Origin of the sequence: Kribbella sindirgiensis, from assembly GCF_004331435.1 — a bacterium.
Classification (GTDB): domain Bacteria; phylum Actinomycetota; class Actinomycetes; order Propionibacteriales; family Kribbellaceae; genus Kribbella; species Kribbella sindirgiensis.
Genome location: NZ_SJKA01000022.1, coordinates 58466 through 74243, shown reverse-complemented (window position 1 = coordinate 74243; position 15778 = coordinate 58466). Strand labels below are relative to the sequence as shown.

At 65.0% G+C, this 15778-nt stretch carries 35 protein-coding genes, 1 other RNA gene and 1 pseudogene; 34 read left to right on the top strand and 3 right to left on the bottom strand.

The features are described from left to right. Position 1: 1 nt before the first annotated feature. The 3 genes and pseudogenes from E0H50_RS43305 to E0H50_RS37620 form a co-directional block, all read right to left on the bottom strand. Positions 2 to 142: a hypothetical protein gene (locus E0H50_RS43305; protein WP_165547434.1), complete on the bottom strand. Its 141-nt coding sequence runs from the start codon at positions 140 to 142 to the stop codon at positions 2 to 4. Between the two features lie 18 nt (positions 143 to 160). Then, positions 161 to 239: pseudogene (locus E0H50_RS37625) on the bottom strand. 141 nt (positions 240 to 380) lie between these two features. Further along, complete coding sequence (locus E0H50_RS37620; protein ID WP_131295885.1) at positions 381 to 698, bottom strand: HNH endonuclease; 318 nt, start codon at positions 696 to 698, stop codon at positions 381 to 383. A 1612-nt stretch (positions 699 to 2310) separates the two neighbouring features. On the opposite strand from E0H50_RS37620, the gene E0H50_RS37615 reads away from it, so the two are divergent. The 34 genes from E0H50_RS37615 to E0H50_RS37470 all read left to right on the top strand — a co-directional run bounded on the left by E0H50_RS37615 (position 2311) and on the right by E0H50_RS37470 (position 15717). Then, positions 2311 to 2496 (top strand): hypothetical protein, encoded by a 186-nt coding sequence (locus E0H50_RS37615; RefSeq protein WP_131295883.1) that lies wholly within the window; start codon positions 2311 to 2313, stop codon positions 2494 to 2496. Further along, the gene (locus tag E0H50_RS37610) at positions 2493 to 2696 is read left to right on the top strand and encodes a hypothetical protein (RefSeq protein WP_131295881.1); all 204 of its coding nucleotides are present in this window, start codon (positions 2493 to 2495) and stop codon (positions 2694 to 2696) included. The genes E0H50_RS37615 and E0H50_RS37610 overlap by 4 nt, the downstream gene beginning before the upstream one ends. 111 nt (positions 2697 to 2807) lie before the next feature. Then, positions 2808 to 2984 (top strand): hypothetical protein, encoded by a 177-nt coding sequence (locus E0H50_RS43300; RefSeq protein ID WP_165547433.1) that lies wholly within the window; start codon positions 2808 to 2810, stop codon positions 2982 to 2984. A gap of 175 nt (positions 2985 to 3159) precedes the next feature. Further along, complete coding sequence (locus E0H50_RS44330; protein ID WP_272948553.1) at positions 3160 to 3291, top strand: hypothetical protein; 132 nt, start codon at positions 3160 to 3162, stop codon at positions 3289 to 3291. A gap of 235 nt (positions 3292 to 3526) precedes the next feature. After that, positions 3527 to 3610, top strand: an RNA gene (locus tag E0H50_RS37605) — hammerhead ribozyme type II. A gap of 14 nt (positions 3611 to 3624) precedes the next feature. After that, positions 3625 to 3945, top strand: a complete 321-nt coding sequence (locus tag E0H50_RS37600; RefSeq protein ID WP_131295880.1) for a hypothetical protein — start codon at positions 3625 to 3627, stop codon at positions 3943 to 3945. After that, positions 3936 to 4343 (top strand): hypothetical protein, encoded by a 408-nt coding sequence (locus E0H50_RS37595; protein ID WP_131295878.1) that lies wholly within the window; start codon positions 3936 to 3938, stop codon positions 4341 to 4343. Before E0H50_RS37600 ends, E0H50_RS37595 begins: the two co-directional genes overlap by 10 nt. Positions 4344 to 4353: 10 nt before the next feature. Then, positions 4354 to 4605, top strand: a complete 252-nt coding sequence (locus E0H50_RS37590; protein WP_131295876.1) for a hypothetical protein — start codon at positions 4354 to 4356, stop codon at positions 4603 to 4605. A gap of 125 nt (positions 4606 to 4730) precedes the next feature. Next, complete coding sequence (locus E0H50_RS37585; protein WP_165547432.1) at positions 4731 to 5288, top strand: hypothetical protein; 558 nt, start codon at positions 4731 to 4733, stop codon at positions 5286 to 5288. Further along, positions 5285 to 5635, top strand: coding sequence for a hypothetical protein (locus E0H50_RS37580; protein WP_131295873.1), 351 nt, complete (start codon positions 5285 to 5287; stop codon positions 5633 to 5635). Before E0H50_RS37585 ends, E0H50_RS37580 begins: the two co-directional genes overlap by 4 nt. Continuing rightward, positions 5632 to 5868 (top strand): hypothetical protein, encoded by a 237-nt coding sequence (locus E0H50_RS37575; RefSeq protein WP_131295871.1) that lies wholly within the window; start codon positions 5632 to 5634, stop codon positions 5866 to 5868. Before E0H50_RS37580 ends, E0H50_RS37575 begins: the two co-directional genes overlap by 4 nt. Positions 5869 to 5950: 82 nt before the next feature. Then, a complete protein-coding gene (locus E0H50_RS37570; protein WP_131295869.1) occupies positions 5951 to 6316 on the top strand; it encodes a hypothetical protein in 366 nt (121 codons plus the stop codon). A gap of 4 nt (positions 6317 to 6320) precedes the next feature. Beyond that, the gene (locus E0H50_RS37565) at positions 6321 to 6809 is read left to right on the top strand and encodes a hypothetical protein (protein WP_131295867.1); all 489 of its coding nucleotides are present in this window, start codon (positions 6321 to 6323) and stop codon (positions 6807 to 6809) included. A gap of 186 nt (positions 6810 to 6995) precedes the next feature. Beyond that, positions 6996 to 7265: a hypothetical protein gene (locus E0H50_RS37560; RefSeq protein ID WP_131295866.1), complete on the top strand. Its 270-nt coding sequence runs from the start codon at positions 6996 to 6998 to the stop codon at positions 7263 to 7265. Next, complete coding sequence (locus tag E0H50_RS37555; RefSeq protein ID WP_131295864.1) at positions 7262 to 7465, top strand: hypothetical protein; 204 nt, start codon at positions 7262 to 7264, stop codon at positions 7463 to 7465. Before E0H50_RS37560 ends, E0H50_RS37555 begins: the two co-directional genes overlap by 4 nt. Before the next feature lies 1 nt (position 7466). Continuing rightward, positions 7467 to 8108 (top strand): hypothetical protein, encoded by a 642-nt coding sequence (locus tag E0H50_RS37550; RefSeq protein WP_131295862.1) that lies wholly within the window; start codon positions 7467 to 7469, stop codon positions 8106 to 8108. Positions 8109 to 8300: 192 nt separating this feature from the next. Continuing rightward, the gene (locus E0H50_RS37545) at positions 8301 to 8618 is read left to right on the top strand and encodes a helix-turn-helix transcriptional regulator (RefSeq protein ID WP_131295861.1); all 318 of its coding nucleotides are present in this window, start codon (positions 8301 to 8303) and stop codon (positions 8616 to 8618) included. A 70-nt stretch (positions 8619 to 8688) separates the two neighbouring features. Further along, complete coding sequence (locus E0H50_RS37540; RefSeq protein WP_131295859.1) at positions 8689 to 9042, top strand: hypothetical protein; 354 nt, start codon at positions 8689 to 8691, stop codon at positions 9040 to 9042. Beyond that, complete coding sequence (locus E0H50_RS37535) at positions 9039 to 9410, top strand: hypothetical protein (protein WP_131295857.1); 372 nt, start codon at positions 9039 to 9041, stop codon at positions 9408 to 9410. The genes E0H50_RS37540 and E0H50_RS37535 overlap by 4 nt, the downstream gene beginning before the upstream one ends. Further along, entirely contained in the window at positions 9410 to 9655 is a 246-nt protein-coding gene (locus E0H50_RS37530; RefSeq protein WP_131295855.1) for a hypothetical protein, read from the top strand. The genes E0H50_RS37535 and E0H50_RS37530 overlap by 1 nt, the downstream gene beginning before the upstream one ends. Before the next feature lies 1 nt (position 9656). Continuing rightward, complete coding sequence (locus E0H50_RS37525; RefSeq protein ID WP_131295854.1) at positions 9657 to 9878, top strand: hypothetical protein; 222 nt, start codon at positions 9657 to 9659, stop codon at positions 9876 to 9878. 263 nt (positions 9879 to 10141) lie between these two features. Next, a complete protein-coding gene (locus E0H50_RS37520; RefSeq protein WP_131295852.1) occupies positions 10142 to 10420 on the top strand; it encodes a hypothetical protein in 279 nt (92 codons plus the stop codon). Then, positions 10417 to 10665, top strand: a complete 249-nt coding sequence (locus tag E0H50_RS37515) for a hypothetical protein (protein ID WP_131295850.1) — start codon at positions 10417 to 10419, stop codon at positions 10663 to 10665. The genes E0H50_RS37520 and E0H50_RS37515 overlap by 4 nt, the downstream gene beginning before the upstream one ends. Further along, positions 10662 to 11459: a dATP/dGTP diphosphohydrolase domain-containing protein gene (locus E0H50_RS37510; protein ID WP_131295849.1), complete on the top strand. Its 798-nt coding sequence runs from the start codon at positions 10662 to 10664 to the stop codon at positions 11457 to 11459. The genes E0H50_RS37515 and E0H50_RS37510 overlap by 4 nt, the downstream gene beginning before the upstream one ends. Further along, entirely contained in the window at positions 11456 to 12109 is a 654-nt protein-coding gene (locus tag E0H50_RS37505) for a hypothetical protein (protein WP_131295848.1), read from the top strand. The genes E0H50_RS37510 and E0H50_RS37505 overlap by 4 nt, the downstream gene beginning before the upstream one ends. Positions 12110 to 12172: 63 nt before the next feature. After that, positions 12173 to 12658, top strand: a complete 486-nt coding sequence (locus tag E0H50_RS37500; protein WP_131295847.1) for a hypothetical protein — start codon at positions 12173 to 12175, stop codon at positions 12656 to 12658. 3 nt (positions 12659 to 12661) lie between these two features. Continuing rightward, positions 12662 to 12958 (top strand): hypothetical protein, encoded by a 297-nt coding sequence (locus tag E0H50_RS37495; protein ID WP_202868509.1) that lies wholly within the window; start codon positions 12662 to 12664, stop codon positions 12956 to 12958. Further along, a complete protein-coding gene (locus E0H50_RS37490) occupies positions 12955 to 13536 on the top strand; it encodes an HAD family hydrolase (RefSeq protein ID WP_131295846.1) in 582 nt (193 codons plus the stop codon). The genes E0H50_RS37495 and E0H50_RS37490 overlap by 4 nt, the downstream gene beginning before the upstream one ends. Next, on the top strand, positions 13533 to 14156 hold the full coding sequence (locus tag E0H50_RS37485; protein WP_131295845.1) for a hypothetical protein: 624 nt from the start codon (positions 13533 to 13535) through the stop codon (positions 14154 to 14156). Before E0H50_RS37490 ends, E0H50_RS37485 begins: the two co-directional genes overlap by 4 nt. Continuing rightward, complete coding sequence (locus E0H50_RS43295) at positions 14156 to 14299, top strand: hypothetical protein (protein ID WP_165547431.1); 144 nt, start codon at positions 14156 to 14158, stop codon at positions 14297 to 14299. The genes E0H50_RS37485 and E0H50_RS43295 overlap by 1 nt, the downstream gene beginning before the upstream one ends. After that, a complete protein-coding gene (locus tag E0H50_RS43290; RefSeq protein ID WP_165547430.1) occupies positions 14296 to 14598 on the top strand; it encodes a hypothetical protein in 303 nt (100 codons plus the stop codon). Before E0H50_RS43295 ends, E0H50_RS43290 begins: the two co-directional genes overlap by 4 nt. Beyond that, positions 14595 to 14975: an HNH endonuclease signature motif containing protein gene (locus E0H50_RS37480; protein ID WP_202868508.1), complete on the top strand. Its 381-nt coding sequence runs from the start codon at positions 14595 to 14597 to the stop codon at positions 14973 to 14975. Before E0H50_RS43290 ends, E0H50_RS37480 begins: the two co-directional genes overlap by 4 nt. Then, complete coding sequence (locus E0H50_RS37475; RefSeq protein WP_131295844.1) at positions 14972 to 15187, top strand: hypothetical protein; 216 nt, start codon at positions 14972 to 14974, stop codon at positions 15185 to 15187. Before E0H50_RS37480 ends, E0H50_RS37475 begins: the two co-directional genes overlap by 4 nt. Beyond that, entirely contained in the window at positions 15184 to 15717 is a 534-nt protein-coding gene (locus E0H50_RS37470; protein ID WP_131295843.1) for a hypothetical protein, read from the top strand. The genes E0H50_RS37475 and E0H50_RS37470 overlap by 4 nt, the downstream gene beginning before the upstream one ends. The last annotated feature ends 61 nt before the right edge of the window (positions 15718 to 15778 follow it).

The following is a 15778-nucleotide window of genomic DNA, read 5'->3' as shown; positions in this document are numbered from 1 at the left end:
ATCACCTCACAGGGGCTTGGAAGCCGAGCGGCTCCGGCTCCTCCTCTTCGAGGTCCGGCTCCGGCTCGGAGCGAGTGAGCAGGCTGGAGTTCAGCTCCAGGTCGAGTAGTACGAAATCGCCGAAGGCGAGGTGAAGGTGCACGTCGCCTCCTCATGGTTGGGGCCAGGGCGGGGATCGAACCCGCGACCTCCCGCTCTGCATTCGCAGGCAGGTGCTCTACCGACTGAGCTACACGGCCAGACGACCAGCACGTAACCGCCGTCGCGAACAACGGACATAGGTGCTGGCCAAGACAAAGCCCCCGGAGAGCGTCGACGGGAGAGGGGCGTCGGGCTCAATCCGGGGGCGGGGGAGGGGGCAAGCGCCGCGCCCTCCCGGCTTACATCAGGCCGGGGTGCTCCTCGGTCCTGCGAAACTTCCGATCGATCTTCTGGCGCCGAGCCCGAGCTGCGGCTGCGCCTTCAGCTCCGGACTTCTGCTTGTGGTGCCAGTCGCACAGGGACTGGAGATTCACGTCGCTGTGGTCGTCTCCAGGGATGATGTGATCCACATCTGTCGCCGGCTCGGGGCACTCCTTCGCACCGTAGGGGTTCTCCTGCTGGCACTCGTAGTTGTCCCGGCGCAGGATCCTCTCGCGGATCTTGTTCCAGTTGGCGGGGAGGCGGTCGCGGCGGTTGGAGCCATTCCATCCCGGCACTGCGACCACCTCCCCAAGAGATGGCCTCGACCACGTGCCGGTACGCGATGACCGGTGAGCGATGCTCGTGGACCCGAGGCAAGTTCGTTGGGATCTAAGGCTTAGCCCTTAAGGCGTAGCTCTTAGAGGGCGTTAGCCCTCTCTTCGTCCTTAGCTCTTTACCCTTGTACTTATAAGGTCGACATGAGCGAACAGCTTTATATCGCTCCTTCGATGTGAGCTACCTCTCACACTCTCACTACGCTCAAAGCTTTGACAGGGTAGCATGGATCGCCAAAACCTCCAACACTCACGGTCCCTAGCGGGACCGAGCAGCGGGAGGTGAGCGGATGAGGCGCCGAGCACTCTAAGCACAGAGCGTAGAGGCTCCGCCACTCAGCGAAAAGGGCGCTTACGCGCCCGCCAAAGCGATGAGCCGTAGAGGCTACGGCGAAGCCCTCGAAGGGATAAGTTCGTAGGTCAGAGGCCACTTGAAGCGCCGCTCCAGGTCGACTCAGCGGCGAATCCTGGCGCCGGCAGATCGACCTTGGAACTGTGGCAATCCGCCAGCTGCTAAGACATGGCGGTGCCCCACCCGACGCGCGCGGGGTAAATACCCCCTACCCTCGCGTAGATCAAGAGTATGGGAGGAACTACTTACTGTGCTCGCCGGCCTCACGCTCTGTGACTGGCAGAATGTTGACGACAGATGGCAGGAACGGGGTTTGTGAGTGTGGGAGGTTGGCGCGTAGATTCCTCCTCATCACCACCCCGCAGCCACCACGGAGCGGAGCGAGTGACCGCAGCTTGAACAACTCCACAGCGTGCCTGTCGCGGGCTTCACAGCCCGCACGGACGGCGCGAGCGCACACGGCGCAAGCGCAACGCGGACCGCACAGAGCGACCGCAACACAGGACTTGACCGCAACCCGCAGCACGTGAGAGTGTGAGGGCGTTGGCAGGGAAGACTGATCCTCCGAGTGAGGCTCTCGGTACAGGGCTTGACCCCTTCCCATCTCGCCTACGATCCGCAGTCAGCCCGCATTTGACAGGCACACTGTGAGTGTGAGAGGGTTGCACCAGCAACACCGCACCACCACAAACTGAATACCGACCGCGGCAACCGACGCAAGGGCACGCCATTGCCCGTCATGCCGCGATGGACTCAGGATGGTTGTACCTGAGGGAGGCGTTGAATCACGCTTGCCGCTGAGGCAGGCACCGTACGAGACACGTGTCAGTAGGTACTGATCCCGGTATGCCGGGTGGTATCGAACGCGCTATCGGTCTCAGGGTGGGATGCTCGTAATCGGGTGTTCAGAGTGGTCGGACGTACGAGACTTTCTCTCTCAAGGGCTAGTCCACGTGGCATACCGCGTGGCTTGAGAGTGCGGCTCACCCGGACGGACAGGGCAACGGACCACCGCGAAAGCGGCTGGACCACCTAGACGGAAGGGTGAGCCGCACACTAGTGCAAGACCGGGCGCAAGCCCGTCGTAAGCCTCCGGGTGCTGCACCTAGGCTCACACACTCCGAACATGTTGACGAGCGGTGAGCGGGTGCCAGCGATAGACCGGTCAACCCGGACCAGAGGCGCTTTACAGATCGACCGTGAGTATGAGAGGATCACTACATGATCAAGGCAATCGGTGCGCTCGCCCTCTTGGCGGCGGGCTACCTGGGAGGGGCGCTGGCCGAGAGCTACGCCGTACCGGAGCCGGACTGCCTCGCCGTGGGCTCGGCTCCGGCCGAGGACTCGTGCAGCTTCGACTACGACGGCAAGCTCGACCGCTACACGCTGACGGAGGTGGGGCGGTGAACTACACCTGGGACGACATCTTCGACCGGGCCGAGCCTGTGGTCGGCGACGATGGCCGCTGGCAGAAGGTCGAACTTGACCTGAAGGTGGGGGACACGATCCCGCTACCTGGCACGACAAAGGGACCGGCGACGGTCGAGACGGCCGGCGTGTACCGGTACGACATTCACCCGAGCGGGATTCTGCTCCGGCGCGTCTGATCCACCAGATACCAGCGCACCTCCTCTCGAGTACGGGGGGTGGGGAGGTGCGTTGCCCCGGCTGCTCAGCCGATTCTTCCGAACCAACTGTGAGTATGGGAGTGCTAACCCATGGCTTCAATCGGATACAACCGTCACCCGCACGGGTCGTCGACGTACCGGCACGGCAAGGTGAAGCTTCGCTGGCCGGTCGAGCGTGACGGCGTGAGCCGCACCGTATCGACGCGGCGAGTCGCACCGAGCAACACCCGGCGCACGACGTTCCCGTGGCATCTGGTCGGTGCGTGATGGAGCAGGGTCTCTGCCTCCACGACGCAACCGGGTCAGTAGTTGCTCACACCGCTATCGGATCCATGGTTGTCACCGACACCTGCGAGCGTCCGGAGTGCGTGAGCGCGTCGATCGCCTGGGCGAACCGCGTTACTGAGTCCGAGTCCGCCGCATACGCCAGGTTCTCGTCCTGATGGCTCGCTACGAGGTCTACGACCTGCGGAACAACTGCCACGTGCAGTACGTCCGCTGGCGTTGGGTGGCTCGGCTGCTGTGTCGCCGCCATCCCGAGTGGTGCTGGTCCCGGCTCCGCGGCTGGGAGTGAGTGGTTCGGCCAGTGATGGAGAGGTCCGGGGTTCGATTCCCTGGCTGGCCACGGGCAGATCTCGGGGGAGAGATGCCAACTGGGGATGTAGGGGACATCTACAGAAGGGTCGAGAGATGAGTCACGCAAGGCATCGGAAACGGCACGGCAACCGTACGCCGCGCCCCTTGTTGTTGGGCCGCATCAAGGCGGTCTGGGGGTTGGTGCGGCGACGTACGCAGTGACCCCAGCACGACGGCGAAACCACGCGATAGTCCCGCCAGGATGCGCGTGGTCCGCACGGGATGGCTTCCCGTGCGCTGATGATGCCAAGCCAAGACGAGAGGCAGCACGATGAAGGTCATCACGAACAACGTGCCACGAGACATCGTGGACGCGTGCGAGTTGACCCCGCGTGAGCGGGAGGAGTTCGACTACCTCAAGTGGGAGAAGATCGATGCGGGGGAGGACTCCGCATCGTTCGTCCGCTTCAAGGGCGAGCTGTACGACCTGGGCGAGTTCACTGCCGACTACGGCATCACGAAGGACTCCGGTCTGCCCGAGCACCTGAGTAGGTGGGACGGCTACATGTCGGAGCACGCCTTCAGCGCCATCGTGGTTCGCTTCGAGCGTCCGGGGTGCGAGCGCGTGATCGTCGGGCGGGTGTGCTCGTGATCGACACACGCTCACTGGCAGACATGCACGTGATCGGGAAGCAGATCAACGCGATCGAGTTCGACCATCCGTTCACGCTCACGAGCGACGGTGTGATCGGCGACGCGGCCGGCGTGTATGCGCCGGAGTCTGTGACCAATGATCCCGACGAGGACGTGCTGATCGACGCGGACGGCTGGGAAGCCCTGACCGGAATGACTGGCCAATACTGCTACCACGGCGCAGTCATGCATACGTCTGAGTTCATCGGTGCGCAGATCGCAGCGCACCTGATCGAAATGGCGGAGGACGAGCCGCAGACCTTCGTGATCGTCACCGTGATGGACGACGAGCCGAACGATGCCGACGAGTTCGAGGCGATCGGCTGGGCCATCCTTCGACGCACGGCGGGTGAGTGACGTGGCAACGGTGATTGCCGACGACCTGCGCTTCTGCGGCAACTGCGCACAGATGCTGGCGAGCGGTGAGATCAACGACGGGACCGACCTGCAAGCACGTCACAGCTACGCCATGGATCAGTACTGCAAGGCGTGGTGGTCGAGCACGCCCGGCGTGGTGCTTGTCGTCGGAGAGATCGACGCGGAGTTCTCATCGGCCGAGTGCGACGCCTGCGGAACGATCCTCGCGGGCGAGCGCTGGAACGGCGCCGCGCTTCGTTGACCGACCGTGAGTATGGGAGTAGATCGCCCGAGATGGTGCATCCCCGGTTCGAGTCCGGGGTCGGGCACTCAGTAGAACCAACTGTGAGAGTGAGAGACATGGACACGAGAGAGAGCATCGCCCGAGTGACCGAACATCTCGGCGGTGAAGTGTTCGGAGATCTGGGCGCTGCGCTGACATCCGCGTTCGACCAGATGGAATGGGCCGAGGAGGAGATCAAGCGCGCGGAGCGACGGCATCCCGCTGCATGTGACGCGATCTGGCATTCGTTCAGCCTGCTGGTTTCGACGCACGATCTGATGGCGCACGAGCAGGTCTTTCGAGCGCATTGCCGCGAGCTGCTGAATCGCGTTGCGGCTGGCGAGGATACCCGGCTTGGCACCGCCGCCGAGCTGTGCTGCACGTTCCGTGACGTGACGCTCGCAACCCCGGTCAACACGACGGCGACCGGCCTCTACTTCCGAATGTTCCGGTCCGCGTTCCCGAGCCTGCCTCTCGACGCCGACCTGTCGCACTACGAGGCGCTGCGCGGAACGCAGATGGACGAGATGGAAGCCGACACGCGGCGGCGTCTCGCCGTGGCTGATCGACACGTCGAAGGCGTGGAGTGCATGGGCAAGCATCACGGCAAGCCCGTCGCCTGCCGATTTGTGGTCCGCGAGACGGAAGGGGCTGCTGCGTGAGCGAGGCAACGATCGTCACGGCAAGCGCTGCCGACGCGGGCTGCTGGTTCGAGGGGTCGCGCGGACACTATGCCATCACAGCGATGATCCAGCGCGCCAAGGATCACGGCATGACGTTCGAGGATGCCTCGCTCGCCGCGGTCGATGCGTTCAACGCTGGCGAGCTGACCATGACCGCCGAGGATGGGCTGGTCACGATCGATCTCCTCGACGAGATCCACGAACTCGCCGACGCGGCCGAGGACTGGCTGAACGAGTACGTCGCGCCGGATACCCACCTCTTCGGGTGGCATGAGGGCGAGTTCTTCCTGATGCCTCGCGAGTGGTGGCAGGAGGTTGGCGAGTGAAGGTCTCGACGTGGGCCGATGGATTCGGCAACTGGCACGCACTCGTGACCGAGCAGGGCATCGGCGACGCACAGAAGGCCGAGAGGCGAGCGCGCTACGCCATCATCACCGAGCTGTCGATGCGCGAGGGGCCGAAGTTCGATCCGGAGCGCATGACCGTGCGACAGGTGAGCAGGACCAGCCGCGACGGCGAGCTGATGACGGAGTTCGTCGAGCAGTGGCCCGAGGACTAAGCAACACAGCCTGACCGGCAGACACCCACGTTCGAGTCGTGGGCAGGCGCTCAAGCACGCCCAAAACAGAAGCGAGTGAGTCATGGACTACACGATCAAGCCGAGCAAGGAACGTCCGGATGCGCTCAAGCATCCCGAGGTGACGCTGGCCATCTTCCTGGAGACGTTCGACGGCTACACGCTGCGCGATCTCGGCCCGCACCTGACGTGCACCGAGGCCGAGGCGCTGGCCGAGCTGCTCGAGTCGAACGGTCGCTACGAGCAGGCGGATGCGCTCCGAATGGGTCACATCGAGAGTGACGACATCGGCGACACGAACCACAACACCGGCGACGGATTCAAGTACGGCGACGCCGAGCTGCTCGAGGTCGGCGACGACAGCTTCCTGACGGATGACCCGCGGCTGATCGGGACGTACGTCGAGGACGCGCTGTGGCAAAGGCGGTAGGCGCATGAGCGCTCGACTGGACAGCCTGCTGGCTGAGCATGACGAGGCCGAGGCGCGACGGGCCGAGCTGGTCGCGAAGTACCAGCGGGGCGAGGTCTCGGTCTACCGGTACGACGAATCGATCGCAGATCTTGACGAGGAGGCGTACGGCATCCTCGGCGCGCTGGTCGAGGCGATGCGGAGCGAGAGCGTCGTCACGGATCTGGACGCCGCAGCCACTGCGTACAGGAAGTACATCGAGTGGGCGAACAACTGCGACGACGACGACCTCGAGAATCTGGACGAGCACCTGTACGCCGTCGTAACGAAGCTCGGCGAGGCGGTGACCGCCTTCACGTCGCGACCCGCCGAAGTCCTCGCTCCGAGCATCCCTGAGGTGCACGCCGGCCAGGTCCGGCTGACCGCGGCCACGTGGCTCACGCCCGAGGGTGCCGAGGAACTGGCTCGCAACCTGCTCGATGCGGCGTGGGCCGCACGCAACTGCAACCGATGAACGACGGCCTGACTGGCAGACACCGGGGTTCGAGTCCCCGGCAGGCGCTTCGACGTGCGCACCGTGCGCCGTCAACCTGATGAGGAGTAACACCATGGCCAAGTATCAGACGCGCAAGCGCAGCCCGGAGGCCCGCGCCGAGACGATCCGTCGTCGGCAGGTTCGACAGGCGAAGGGTCGTGCGTGATGGAGCACACCGAGATCGTCTACACGCTCGTCCTGCACAGCGACGGCGAGCTGTCCGCGCGTGCGTTCCGCACCGAGCAGGCGCGAGACGAGGCGCTCATCACTGAAGCGGTAGAGCGGTTCGAGGTCAGCACCAAGGCCGGCACCGTCGACGACGAGTGGTCTCTGGAGCGGGTCCGGCAGGAGCCGGCCGAGTTCATCTCGGATGACTCCTACGGCTACACAGACGTGAGCAAGGACGCGGTGGTACTGGAGGGCGAGACGGCATGAGCGAGAGCCGTGCGCAAGAGCGCTTCGACGCACTGTCCGCTGACACGAAGGTCGAGATCCTGAGTCAGGTCTTCCAGATTCTGGAGTACGACGACGAGGGCAGCCCCGGGAACGACTGGAGCTCCGACACGACGCAGAACCTCGGTGATCTGTTCGCCTCATACGGCATCACGTTCACGGCGCCGGGTGGGGAGGGCTGACATGGGCGAGTTCGACGACGGCTTCGAGACCGTGATCGAGGAGCGCGGAGACTTCCGCGTCCGGGTCGAGGTCGACTACCAGCCGACTGAGCCGTACCACGACGGCGGATCTCCGCTCCTGAAGTTCGGATACAACCGCTGGGATCGGTACGAAGCGGAGCAGGTCACCAGCATCACGTCGTACGTGGTGGACCCCGCGATCGTGCGAGCTCTCGACCGCTGGGGCGACGACCGCAACGGGCCGCGGGAGACACCGCACTTCGAGCGCTACCTCCGGATGTTCCATGGAACCCGCGAGATGGTGTGGAGCGGAGGCTTCGAGGGCGCCCGCTACGTCACCTTCGACACCGCGCACTGGCGCGAGGCCATGGAGCTGACGGACGAGTGGCTGGCCGAGATGACCGAGGGTCGGGCCGAGCCGCTGCGCCTGGTGGACATGGACGAATACCAGGCATACCTGAACGGCGAGTGCTACGTCTGGATCGTCGAGCAGAAGGCCGAGTGGATCAAGGTCGGCAGCGACGAACGCCGCGAAGAGTGGGAAGAGGTCGAGGCGATCGGCGGGTACTACGACCGCGAGTACGTCGAGGCCGAGGCGCGTGAGGCGCTGGAGTCCTACGCCGGCGAGAGCGAGGCGGCGTGAAGGTCTTCGATGCGCTGATGGTCGTGGTGATGTCCGGCCTCGCCGCCTGGGTGACCATGACGGCCGATGGGCGGCTGTTCCTTGCGGAGGTGCTGACGTGACCGAAACCGTGAGGTTCATGGGGGAGCTGATCGACATCTGCACCCGCTGCGACTGCGACGTGAACCACTGTAAGTGCGAGGAGATGGAGGCATGGCCGGCGTCGGACTGACCGAGAGCGAGCTGACCTTCGCTCTCCGCGTGAAGCAGTGTCGCCAATGGCGAGGCTGGACTCAGGTTGGCCTCGCTGACCGACTCCGAGTGCATGGGGTCAACCTCGACCAGGCGGCCATCGCCAGGATCGAGAAGGGTAAGCGCCGAGTGCTGATGATCGAGGCATTACGCCTGGCTCAGGCGCTGGAGACTCCGGTTTCGCAGCTCCTGAAGTCGGTGAACTGCGACCACTGCAAGGACCAGCCGCCCGCAGGCTTCGCCTGCCCGAAGTGTGGCGCCGGTAGCGCCACAGCCTGACTGGCAGACACCCATGGTTCGAGTCCTGGGCAGGCGCGCAATGACCATCACGACAGACGAGAGAGAAACCATGAGACTGATTGACACGCGGGACGAGTTCCGCGAGTTCGCCCGAGAGATCCGCATGCGCGACGACTGGCACGAGCCGGACGAGCAGGGCATCACGGCGACGGTTGAGGGTCGTTCGTTCGACAACGCTGGTTTCTGGCCTGCGCCCGAGCTGCGCGACGAGCTGCACCGTGAGCGGCACGTGATCTTCAGTCGGCACGAGCCGACGCCGGAGAACGAGAACAACTGGGTGCGACTGGCCGCGGTGAACCTGGCCACGCTGTGCGCCTGGGCGAGCGAGCCGGATCCCGAGCCGAGCGGGATGATCATCGAGGAGACGGAAGAGGTTGTGACGCTGAAGGTGACGCGCCGATGAACCTCTACCTCAAGATGCTGGGTGACGCGCTGGATGAGGCGGCCGGCTACGAGAAGCCGGTGTACGCCTTCCGAATCACCAAAGACTTCCTCGACGATGGCGCGGACGGCGAGGAGCTGGGGCCAGATCACCTCATCGCCGAGCTGGACGCCGGCCACGGCAAGACCTTCATTCTGTACACCGAGGGCGTGTCGATGGGCGAGCTGGACCGGTGCTACGAGGGCCGGATGGTCGTCGACGAGAGTCACGAGGGTACGAGCTGGAACGACGAGGAGATCCACAGCGCCCCGCTCCGAGACTTCGGTGTCGGGTACGGCGGATGCACCGTGGTGAAGTGGCCGGGCCACCCGGACTGGGCGTGCTCCTGATGGCTGACATCCACCCCAATCCGAGTCCGTCGTACGATCAGGCCGAACGGGCTGCTGAGATGTACGACACCGACGAGACGCTGACCACCTGTCGTCACTGCAAAGAGCAGCTCGAGGACATGGGGCCGGGGATTGGCTGGGTGGAGAAGCGCTCGGGTGACGACGGCGGGACGTACGATGTCTGCACCGAGACGTGGGACGCGAAGTACGAGCGGCACGGCAGGCACGAGCCGGAGGAGGGCTGACGTGAGCAAGGGCTACGCGAGACCGAGGCTTCAGCACGTCGACGAGGACCGGTTCCACGTGTTCGCTGATCCCTCCGGTGAGCTGGTCGGCGGGATTCAAGCTGAGGCCGGAGGCACCTGGTCCAGTCTGGTCGGCCCGAAGACCACAGGCCTATGGCCCCACCGTCAGGCCGCAGCCGAGGCGTTGTTGATGCAGGCTGGATACGAGGTGTCCCGAAGTTGACGGTACATGCTCGACTGTGAGAGTGTGAGGCTATGAGTGAGAATGTGAGAGAGTACGCGGCGGTTCGCCAGCGCCGCATCGAAACTATCGAAACGATCGAGTACCTGCGCTCACTCGGATTCGACTGGCGATGCATTGCGGACGACCTGGGAGTCCAGCTCGCGAGCCTCCAGAGGAGCCTGAGGCGCTGGCGAAAGGCAGGACTGACGGACCTGAACTGTCCCCATCGGATCAACTGTGAGTATGAGAGGAGAGTGGCGTAAGTGGCGAAGGCCAAGGTGAAGTACAAGAAGGTGCGAGGCGCCCTCGGCAAGAAGACGGGGGAGCAGGAGACGCGAGTCGTCCTGGACCTGAGCGAGAACGAGGCGCTGTTCTTGGCGGACCTGCTGATGTACGTCGGCGGCTGCACCAAGAGTTCCCGGCGCAGGCACGCTGACTCGATCAAGGGAGCACTGGACCGCGAGAGCATCGCGTCCGACACGGATCGGCGACGGGCGGACTTCGACGGGCGGATCTACCTGGCCGACCAGGTGGCTGCGTGACCCTGACCGAGAAGGCCGGCGTCGTACTGAAGGCGCTGGCTGACGAGGGACCGCAGACGGTCGACAAGTTCGTGACTCGCCGCCAGGCGTACGTGAACTCGTGGGCGCCGACGTTCACCGCGCTCCGCAAGGCGGGACTGGTGCAGCGCACCGGCAAGCAGGAGGCGACCAGCCACGGCGCGAAGGCGCACGTGATCGAGCTGACCGGCAAGGGTCGGTACGAGGTAAGGAGGGCTGCGGCGTGACGGAGGCAGTGCGGGCGATGCAGGCCGGCGAGGTTCGGGTGACATCCGAGACCGGAGGAGCGAAGGGCGACAAGCTCGCCCGCTTCGACCAGATCCCGGCCGGCCCCATGCTGGAGTTGGCCTACCGATACGGCCTTGGCTCGACCAAGTACGAGCAGAAGAACGGCCTCGACAACTGGCGGAATGGTTACCGGTTCTCGCTGTCGATGGCCGCGCTGGAGCGGCACTACTACGCCTTCAAGAACGGCGAGGACTACGACGGCACGATCTACCGCGAAGCCGGGCTGATCGGCGAGGACGACAACCCGATCTACGACGAGGACTGGAACCTCCGGCCGGGCGTGAGCCACCTCGCCGCGGTGGCGTGGCACTGCTTCTTCCTGATGCACCACCTCGAACACAACCCGCAGCTCGACGACCGACCGAGCACGGTGCTGAAGCGCAACGCCGAGGCTGACCTGACTGCGGTGGTCGAGGCCACGGCTGAGCCGAACGAGTTCGCGGGCGGGGCCGAGGAGGTCAGAGAGGCGCGAGAGCATGCGGCTGTGACGGGCGAGCCGGTGATTTTCAAGCAGGGGCTGCCGCTGGAGGTCGTGGACGAAGACGGCGACACGTGGCTACGTGCGCCTGCCGGCGACTCGTACGCAATCGCAGGCGACAACAGTCCAGGTGATCGACTGGCCGCCGTCGAGCGCGCGGAGCGGCGACTCGCCGAGGGGATCCTGCACAACACCTACGAAGGGGTCAAGGAGCACTTCGGCCCGCTGACCATCGTGAGAGGAGACGCAGCGTGAACGACCCGATCATCGTCATGGATCGTGAAGGACTGGAGGCGCTGCCGGCTGGCGCTCAGGTGCAGGCGGGGGGACGCACCTACGTGCGCACCGAGAATGGATTCCAGGCCGCCTACTCGACGCCAGAGTTCACCGTGAACTACATCGCCAGCAAAGGCCGGCCGATGACAGTGCTGAACCCCGAGATCCTCGGCCCGTTCGTCGCCGTGGGCGACACGGTGCAGATCATGCAGCGGTTCTTCGACGGGAGGGCGAGCAGCTACAACGGCACGACCGCCAAGCTGGTCCGCATCAACCGAGGACACGGGCAGCCGTACACGGTCGCGGTCGGCCAGACGGGCTATCACATCACCGTCAAGGAGATCGCCGCGATCGAGCAGACGCCGGAGCCGCTGACCGAGAGCCTGGCCGAGCTGCTTCCGTTCTACGTCAAGGACGCCAAGGTGCTCGACGAGCTACCCCACGGGTCGGTGGTTACGGTGCTGCACGCCGGCTTCTATCCGCGCTCGAACATCCATGGCGCGTGGCGTCTCCCGCCCCTGGAGGACGACTACACGAGCGAGACGAAGGGGCTGGTCGCCGAGCACGGCGCGCTGGTCGTGTCGGTCGGCGCGGAGGAGTTCCTGCCGGAGCAGCCGCGCTTCTGGTGATCCGACTGTGAGTGTGGGAGGGAGTCAGGCGACTGGCTCCCTCCCTTGTGAGAGGAGAGATGTTTGGCGATCACCTTCACGAAGAAGCAAGTGGAGCGGATGGTCGAGACGTTGGACCAGGATCACGAGGACATGACCGAGGCCGCGAAGGCGGCGCTGGATACGGCGCTCGAGATCGTGATGGAGCGGGCGAAGTTCACGGTGGTCGGCCAGCTGTACCACCCCACCGGGCATCTGAGTCCGAACGAGGCGCGGTCGAATCAGGTTGCGCTCGGTTGGTACGCCACCGAGAAGCAGGCCACGGACGCTGCGTTGCAGCTCGTCTACTCGACCGCGACGCACGAGACGTTCAAGAGCTGGACCTTGCCGATCTTCAACGGCACGCCGGCCGCGTACTACATCACGCGCAAGAAGGCGCGCGAGGCCGCGGAGATCGCCTTGAAGGGCGGCAAGAACGCCGAACTCGAGCGACGCATCCAGTGGTTCAGAGACAACCCCGGTCAGGAGCCCCCGAACTGGGGTCCGATCTGGAAGACGAAGGAGGACTAGGCGATGGCGGGCAAGAAGGTGGTGGCGTTCGAGAGATGTGCCTGCGGGAAGCGTGGCTGGGCCGACGAGCGCGACGCCGACAAGGCGTTGGGCCGGGCGCAGTCCAAGCGCCGGCGCCAGATGGACTCCATTGGCTCCCGCCGCGGAGTCGTGAAGGTCGAGAGCCGCGTCTACCCCTGCGAGGTGGGCGACTTGCTTCACCTGACCAGCGAGAGCCGGCGCGAGTACAACGATCGCGTCGTCGTGCCGACGCTGACGTGGGAGCAGTGGCAGATCAACGAGGGGAAGGTGGCCGCGTGAAGATCGGTGTCGACATCGACGACGTGATCTATCCATTCATGGACACCGCACACAAGCTGTGCGAGGAGGCCGGCATCACCAACGGCCGACAGGTCGACGCCTGGCACATGTGGGAGAGCTACGGCTGCACCCGCAAGGAGTTCATGGCCGTTATGGACGCGGCCACGCTGACCGGCGAGTTGTACGACGCGCTGCCGATCGAGAGTGCGCAGTGGGCGCTGAAGGACTTGGCCGACGCCGGCCACGAGATCCACTTGGTGACCGCCCGAGGCTTCGGCTGGAACCATGGCCGACTCGTGCGCTACCTGACCGAGCGGTGGGTGAAGGAGTGGCAGATCCCGCACGCCTCGCTCACCTTCGCACAGGACAAGGCGCCTGTGGCGCTGAAGCTCGGTCTCGAGATGTTCATCGATGACCGGGTGAAGAACTACGACGAGCTCGACGTGGCCGGAGTCAACGTCTGGCTGCTCCACGCTCCGCACAACGAGAACGAACGCCACGGACGGCGGTTCGTCATGAGCATGATCGGCTTCGCCGACGTCGTTGACCGTGAGTATGAGAGGAAGGTAGCGGCGTGAGCACTCTGGATTTCTTCACCACGGGCGACTCGTGGATCGACGGCGCGGGGCTCGACGGCAGGGATCTCGTGACGGGCATCGCGCAGATCGCAGCGTCCGGCGACGCCGTCACCACGGAGATCGGCACGAGGGTGATCGGCGACAGCGACCACATGGAGGAGCTGAATCAGGTCGCCCGCTTGTCGGCGTACCAGCACCAGTACCACAAGGCGAACCTGGACCGAGACTCGGGTGAGTTCGACACCGAGCCGGATGAGCGCCCGGTCACCGACCTCTGCGAGGCCAACGTGATCGCGAGCACGCTCCTCGGCACAAGCGGAGAGCCGACCGGCTACCACACCGTCGCCCTCGACATCGACCACCCTGTTCGCGCCATCGCCTCGAGCACGCCGGGCAACTACCACCTCTACATCGATCTCCCGCTGGTGTGGGAGGACTACGTCAAGGTCATCGAGGTGCTGGCCGAGGTCGGGCTCATCCAGGACGGCTACGCCCAGGCGAGCATCGCCCGCGGCCACACGGACCTGCGGCTGCCGTGGATCAAGAAGACCACACCGGTCTACAACCAGGCCGGCGAGCTGGTTGCGGGAGTCGAGGACGACCCGGAGGGGGCCGCCTGATGGCCTTCGACCCCAAGGATCCCGCCAACCAGGCGATCCTCAAGAAGGTGACGGGCGACCAGCTCGCCGGCAAGCGCCTCAACAGCGACGCCGACAAGCGGCTGAAGGCGCTCGACCGTGGTGCGCACGGGAGGAAGAAGTGAAGCGCTCGGCAGTGTTCGTCGGCGGGCCGAGGCATGGCGAGCTGGATGAGGTGGACTGGACCGTGCGGTACCTCGAGCCGACGCCAGTGTGGAGGCGGGGCTTCTTCGGTCGGACCACCCTGGACATCGACCACACCCCTGGCATCTACTTCCGCACGCGGTATTGGTTCTTCGGTCGACTCGTCACCGTCATGCTCGACGAGAAGGTGGAGCCGGGGTCGAAGGAGCTGGACCGCCTCCTCGCCGACGCCCTGCTGAACGACAAGGCCAAGACCGCATCCGTGGAGCGTGCGGAGTGAGGGGCACCTCGAACACCAACGAGCGGGGCTCGTCGTACTCGCGGCGAGCCCGCAAGGCATGGCTCGTCGAGACGTACCGGGCCGACCGCGACATGCACGCTCTCGTCGCGGAGTGCCTGGCCGAAGGCTCGATCGTCAACCCGCTGCGCTCGTGGGTGATGGACGGCGTTCCGCGCGGAGAAGGTGCTCCAGCCTGTCGGTGCTACCGATGCGGCAAGCTCCTGACCGTCAGTCTCGTGACCGTCGACCGGATCAAGCCGGGCTGCAAGGGCGGGACCTACGCCAGGTCGAACATCCGGCCGGCGTGTTCGACGTGCAACAGCTCGACGGGCGGCAAGCTCGGGGCCGAGCAGCGGGCACTGAAGGCGGCGGCGTGATCGTCCCGGAACAGACCGAGCATCGATACGACCACTCGTGGATTACCTACGACGATCGAGGCGCGGTGCCTCACCGGATCTACTGCATCGTCGAGATTCCGGAGGTTGGCTCGGCTGGCCACCTCGGCGTGATCGAGGAGCGGTGCGACAGCTACCACGGATTCAGGCACGACGCGATGCCACGGTGCCCGGAGTGCGGGGCGACGCCATGACCGTGAACTACGTGCGCGGCATCGGCTACCAGGAGGATCCGATCGACCCGCCTGCGGTGTCCAGGGTCTACGGGCCATGCCCATGCGGCAACTGGACACTCGAGCACGACGAGCCGATGCAGATCTGGATGGTCGAAGCCGTCGAGGACGCGATGCGGGAGCACTACCACGCATGCGAAGCCCTGCGCCTGGAGGCCGATAGGCGTAACGCCGCGTCACCTTTTAACGATAGAATCCTGACGGGGGGAGAATCAGTGACTGACCTGAATGCAGACAACATCAAACGCCTGGAGCAGTTCGCCAAGGTGTGGCGTGACCGGCGTCCGAACTCGCCGATCATCGAGGGCATGATCATCGATCACGTGCCGACGCACCTGACGATCGACGACCTCGAGGCGCTCGTGAAACTGGCCCGCAAGCAGCTCCCGCTGCAAGAGGCGATGAGGCTCCACGAGACCCCGCTCTGGCGCTACGACGCCGAGCAGCGCAAGGTCGTACCCGAGTCCTGGAAGCAGGCGGCCCTCGGGTGAGACCAGGGGATGGCGGCTGAGTTGCCCAAGCTCGTCGTGTTGACCCGCGAGGACGGAGAGG

Excerpts from the sequence above, each read along its gene's own strand:
- E0H50_RS37545 (WP_131295861.1), top strand. The coding sequence starts at position 8,301 with ATGGCCGGCGTCGGACTGACCGAGAGCGAGCTGACCTTCGCTCTCCGC.
- E0H50_RS37615 (WP_131295883.1), top strand. The coding sequence starts at position 2,311 with ATGATCAAGGCAATCGGTGCGCTCGCCCTCTTGGCGGCGGGCTACCTG.
- E0H50_RS37530 (WP_131295855.1), top strand. The coding sequence starts at position 9,410 with ATGGCTGACATCCACCCCAATCCGAGTCCGTCGTACGATCAGGCCGAA.
- E0H50_RS37570 (WP_131295869.1), top strand. The coding sequence starts at position 5,951 with ATGGACTACACGATCAAGCCGAGCAAGGAACGTCCGGATGCGCTCAAG.
- E0H50_RS37470 (WP_131295843.1), top strand. The coding sequence starts at position 15,184 with ATGACCGTGAACTACGTGCGCGGCATCGGCTACCAGGAGGATCCGATC.
- E0H50_RS37495 (WP_202868509.1), top strand. The coding sequence starts at position 12,662 with ATGGCGGGCAAGAAGGTGGTGGCGTTCGAGAGATGTGCCTGCGGGAAG.
- E0H50_RS37540 (WP_131295859.1), top strand. The coding sequence starts at position 8,689 with ATGAGACTGATTGACACGCGGGACGAGTTCCGCGAGTTCGCCCGAGAG.
- E0H50_RS37555 (WP_131295864.1), top strand. The coding sequence starts at position 7,262 with ATGAGCGAGAGCCGTGCGCAAGAGCGCTTCGACGCACTGTCCGCTGAC.
- E0H50_RS37535 (WP_131295857.1), top strand. The coding sequence starts at position 9,039 with ATGAACCTCTACCTCAAGATGCTGGGTGACGCGCTGGATGAGGCGGCC.
- E0H50_RS37550 (WP_131295862.1), top strand. The coding sequence starts at position 7,467 with ATGGGCGAGTTCGACGACGGCTTCGAGACCGTGATCGAGGAGCGCGGA.
- E0H50_RS37560 (WP_131295866.1), top strand. The coding sequence starts at position 6,996 with ATGGAGCACACCGAGATCGTCTACACGCTCGTCCTGCACAGCGACGGC.
- E0H50_RS37600 (WP_131295880.1), top strand. The coding sequence starts at position 3,625 with ATGAAGGTCATCACGAACAACGTGCCACGAGACATCGTGGACGCGTGC.
- E0H50_RS44330 (WP_272948553.1), top strand. The coding sequence starts at position 3,160 with ATGGCTCGCTACGAGGTCTACGACCTGCGGAACAACTGCCACGTGCAG.
- E0H50_RS37565 (WP_131295867.1), top strand. The coding sequence starts at position 6,321 with ATGAGCGCTCGACTGGACAGCCTGCTGGCTGAGCATGACGAGGCCGAG.
- E0H50_RS43300 (WP_165547433.1), top strand. The coding sequence starts at position 2,808 with ATGGCTTCAATCGGATACAACCGTCACCCGCACGGGTCGTCGACGTAC.
- E0H50_RS43295 (WP_165547431.1), top strand. The coding sequence starts at position 14,156 with ATGGCCTTCGACCCCAAGGATCCCGCCAACCAGGCGATCCTCAAGAAG.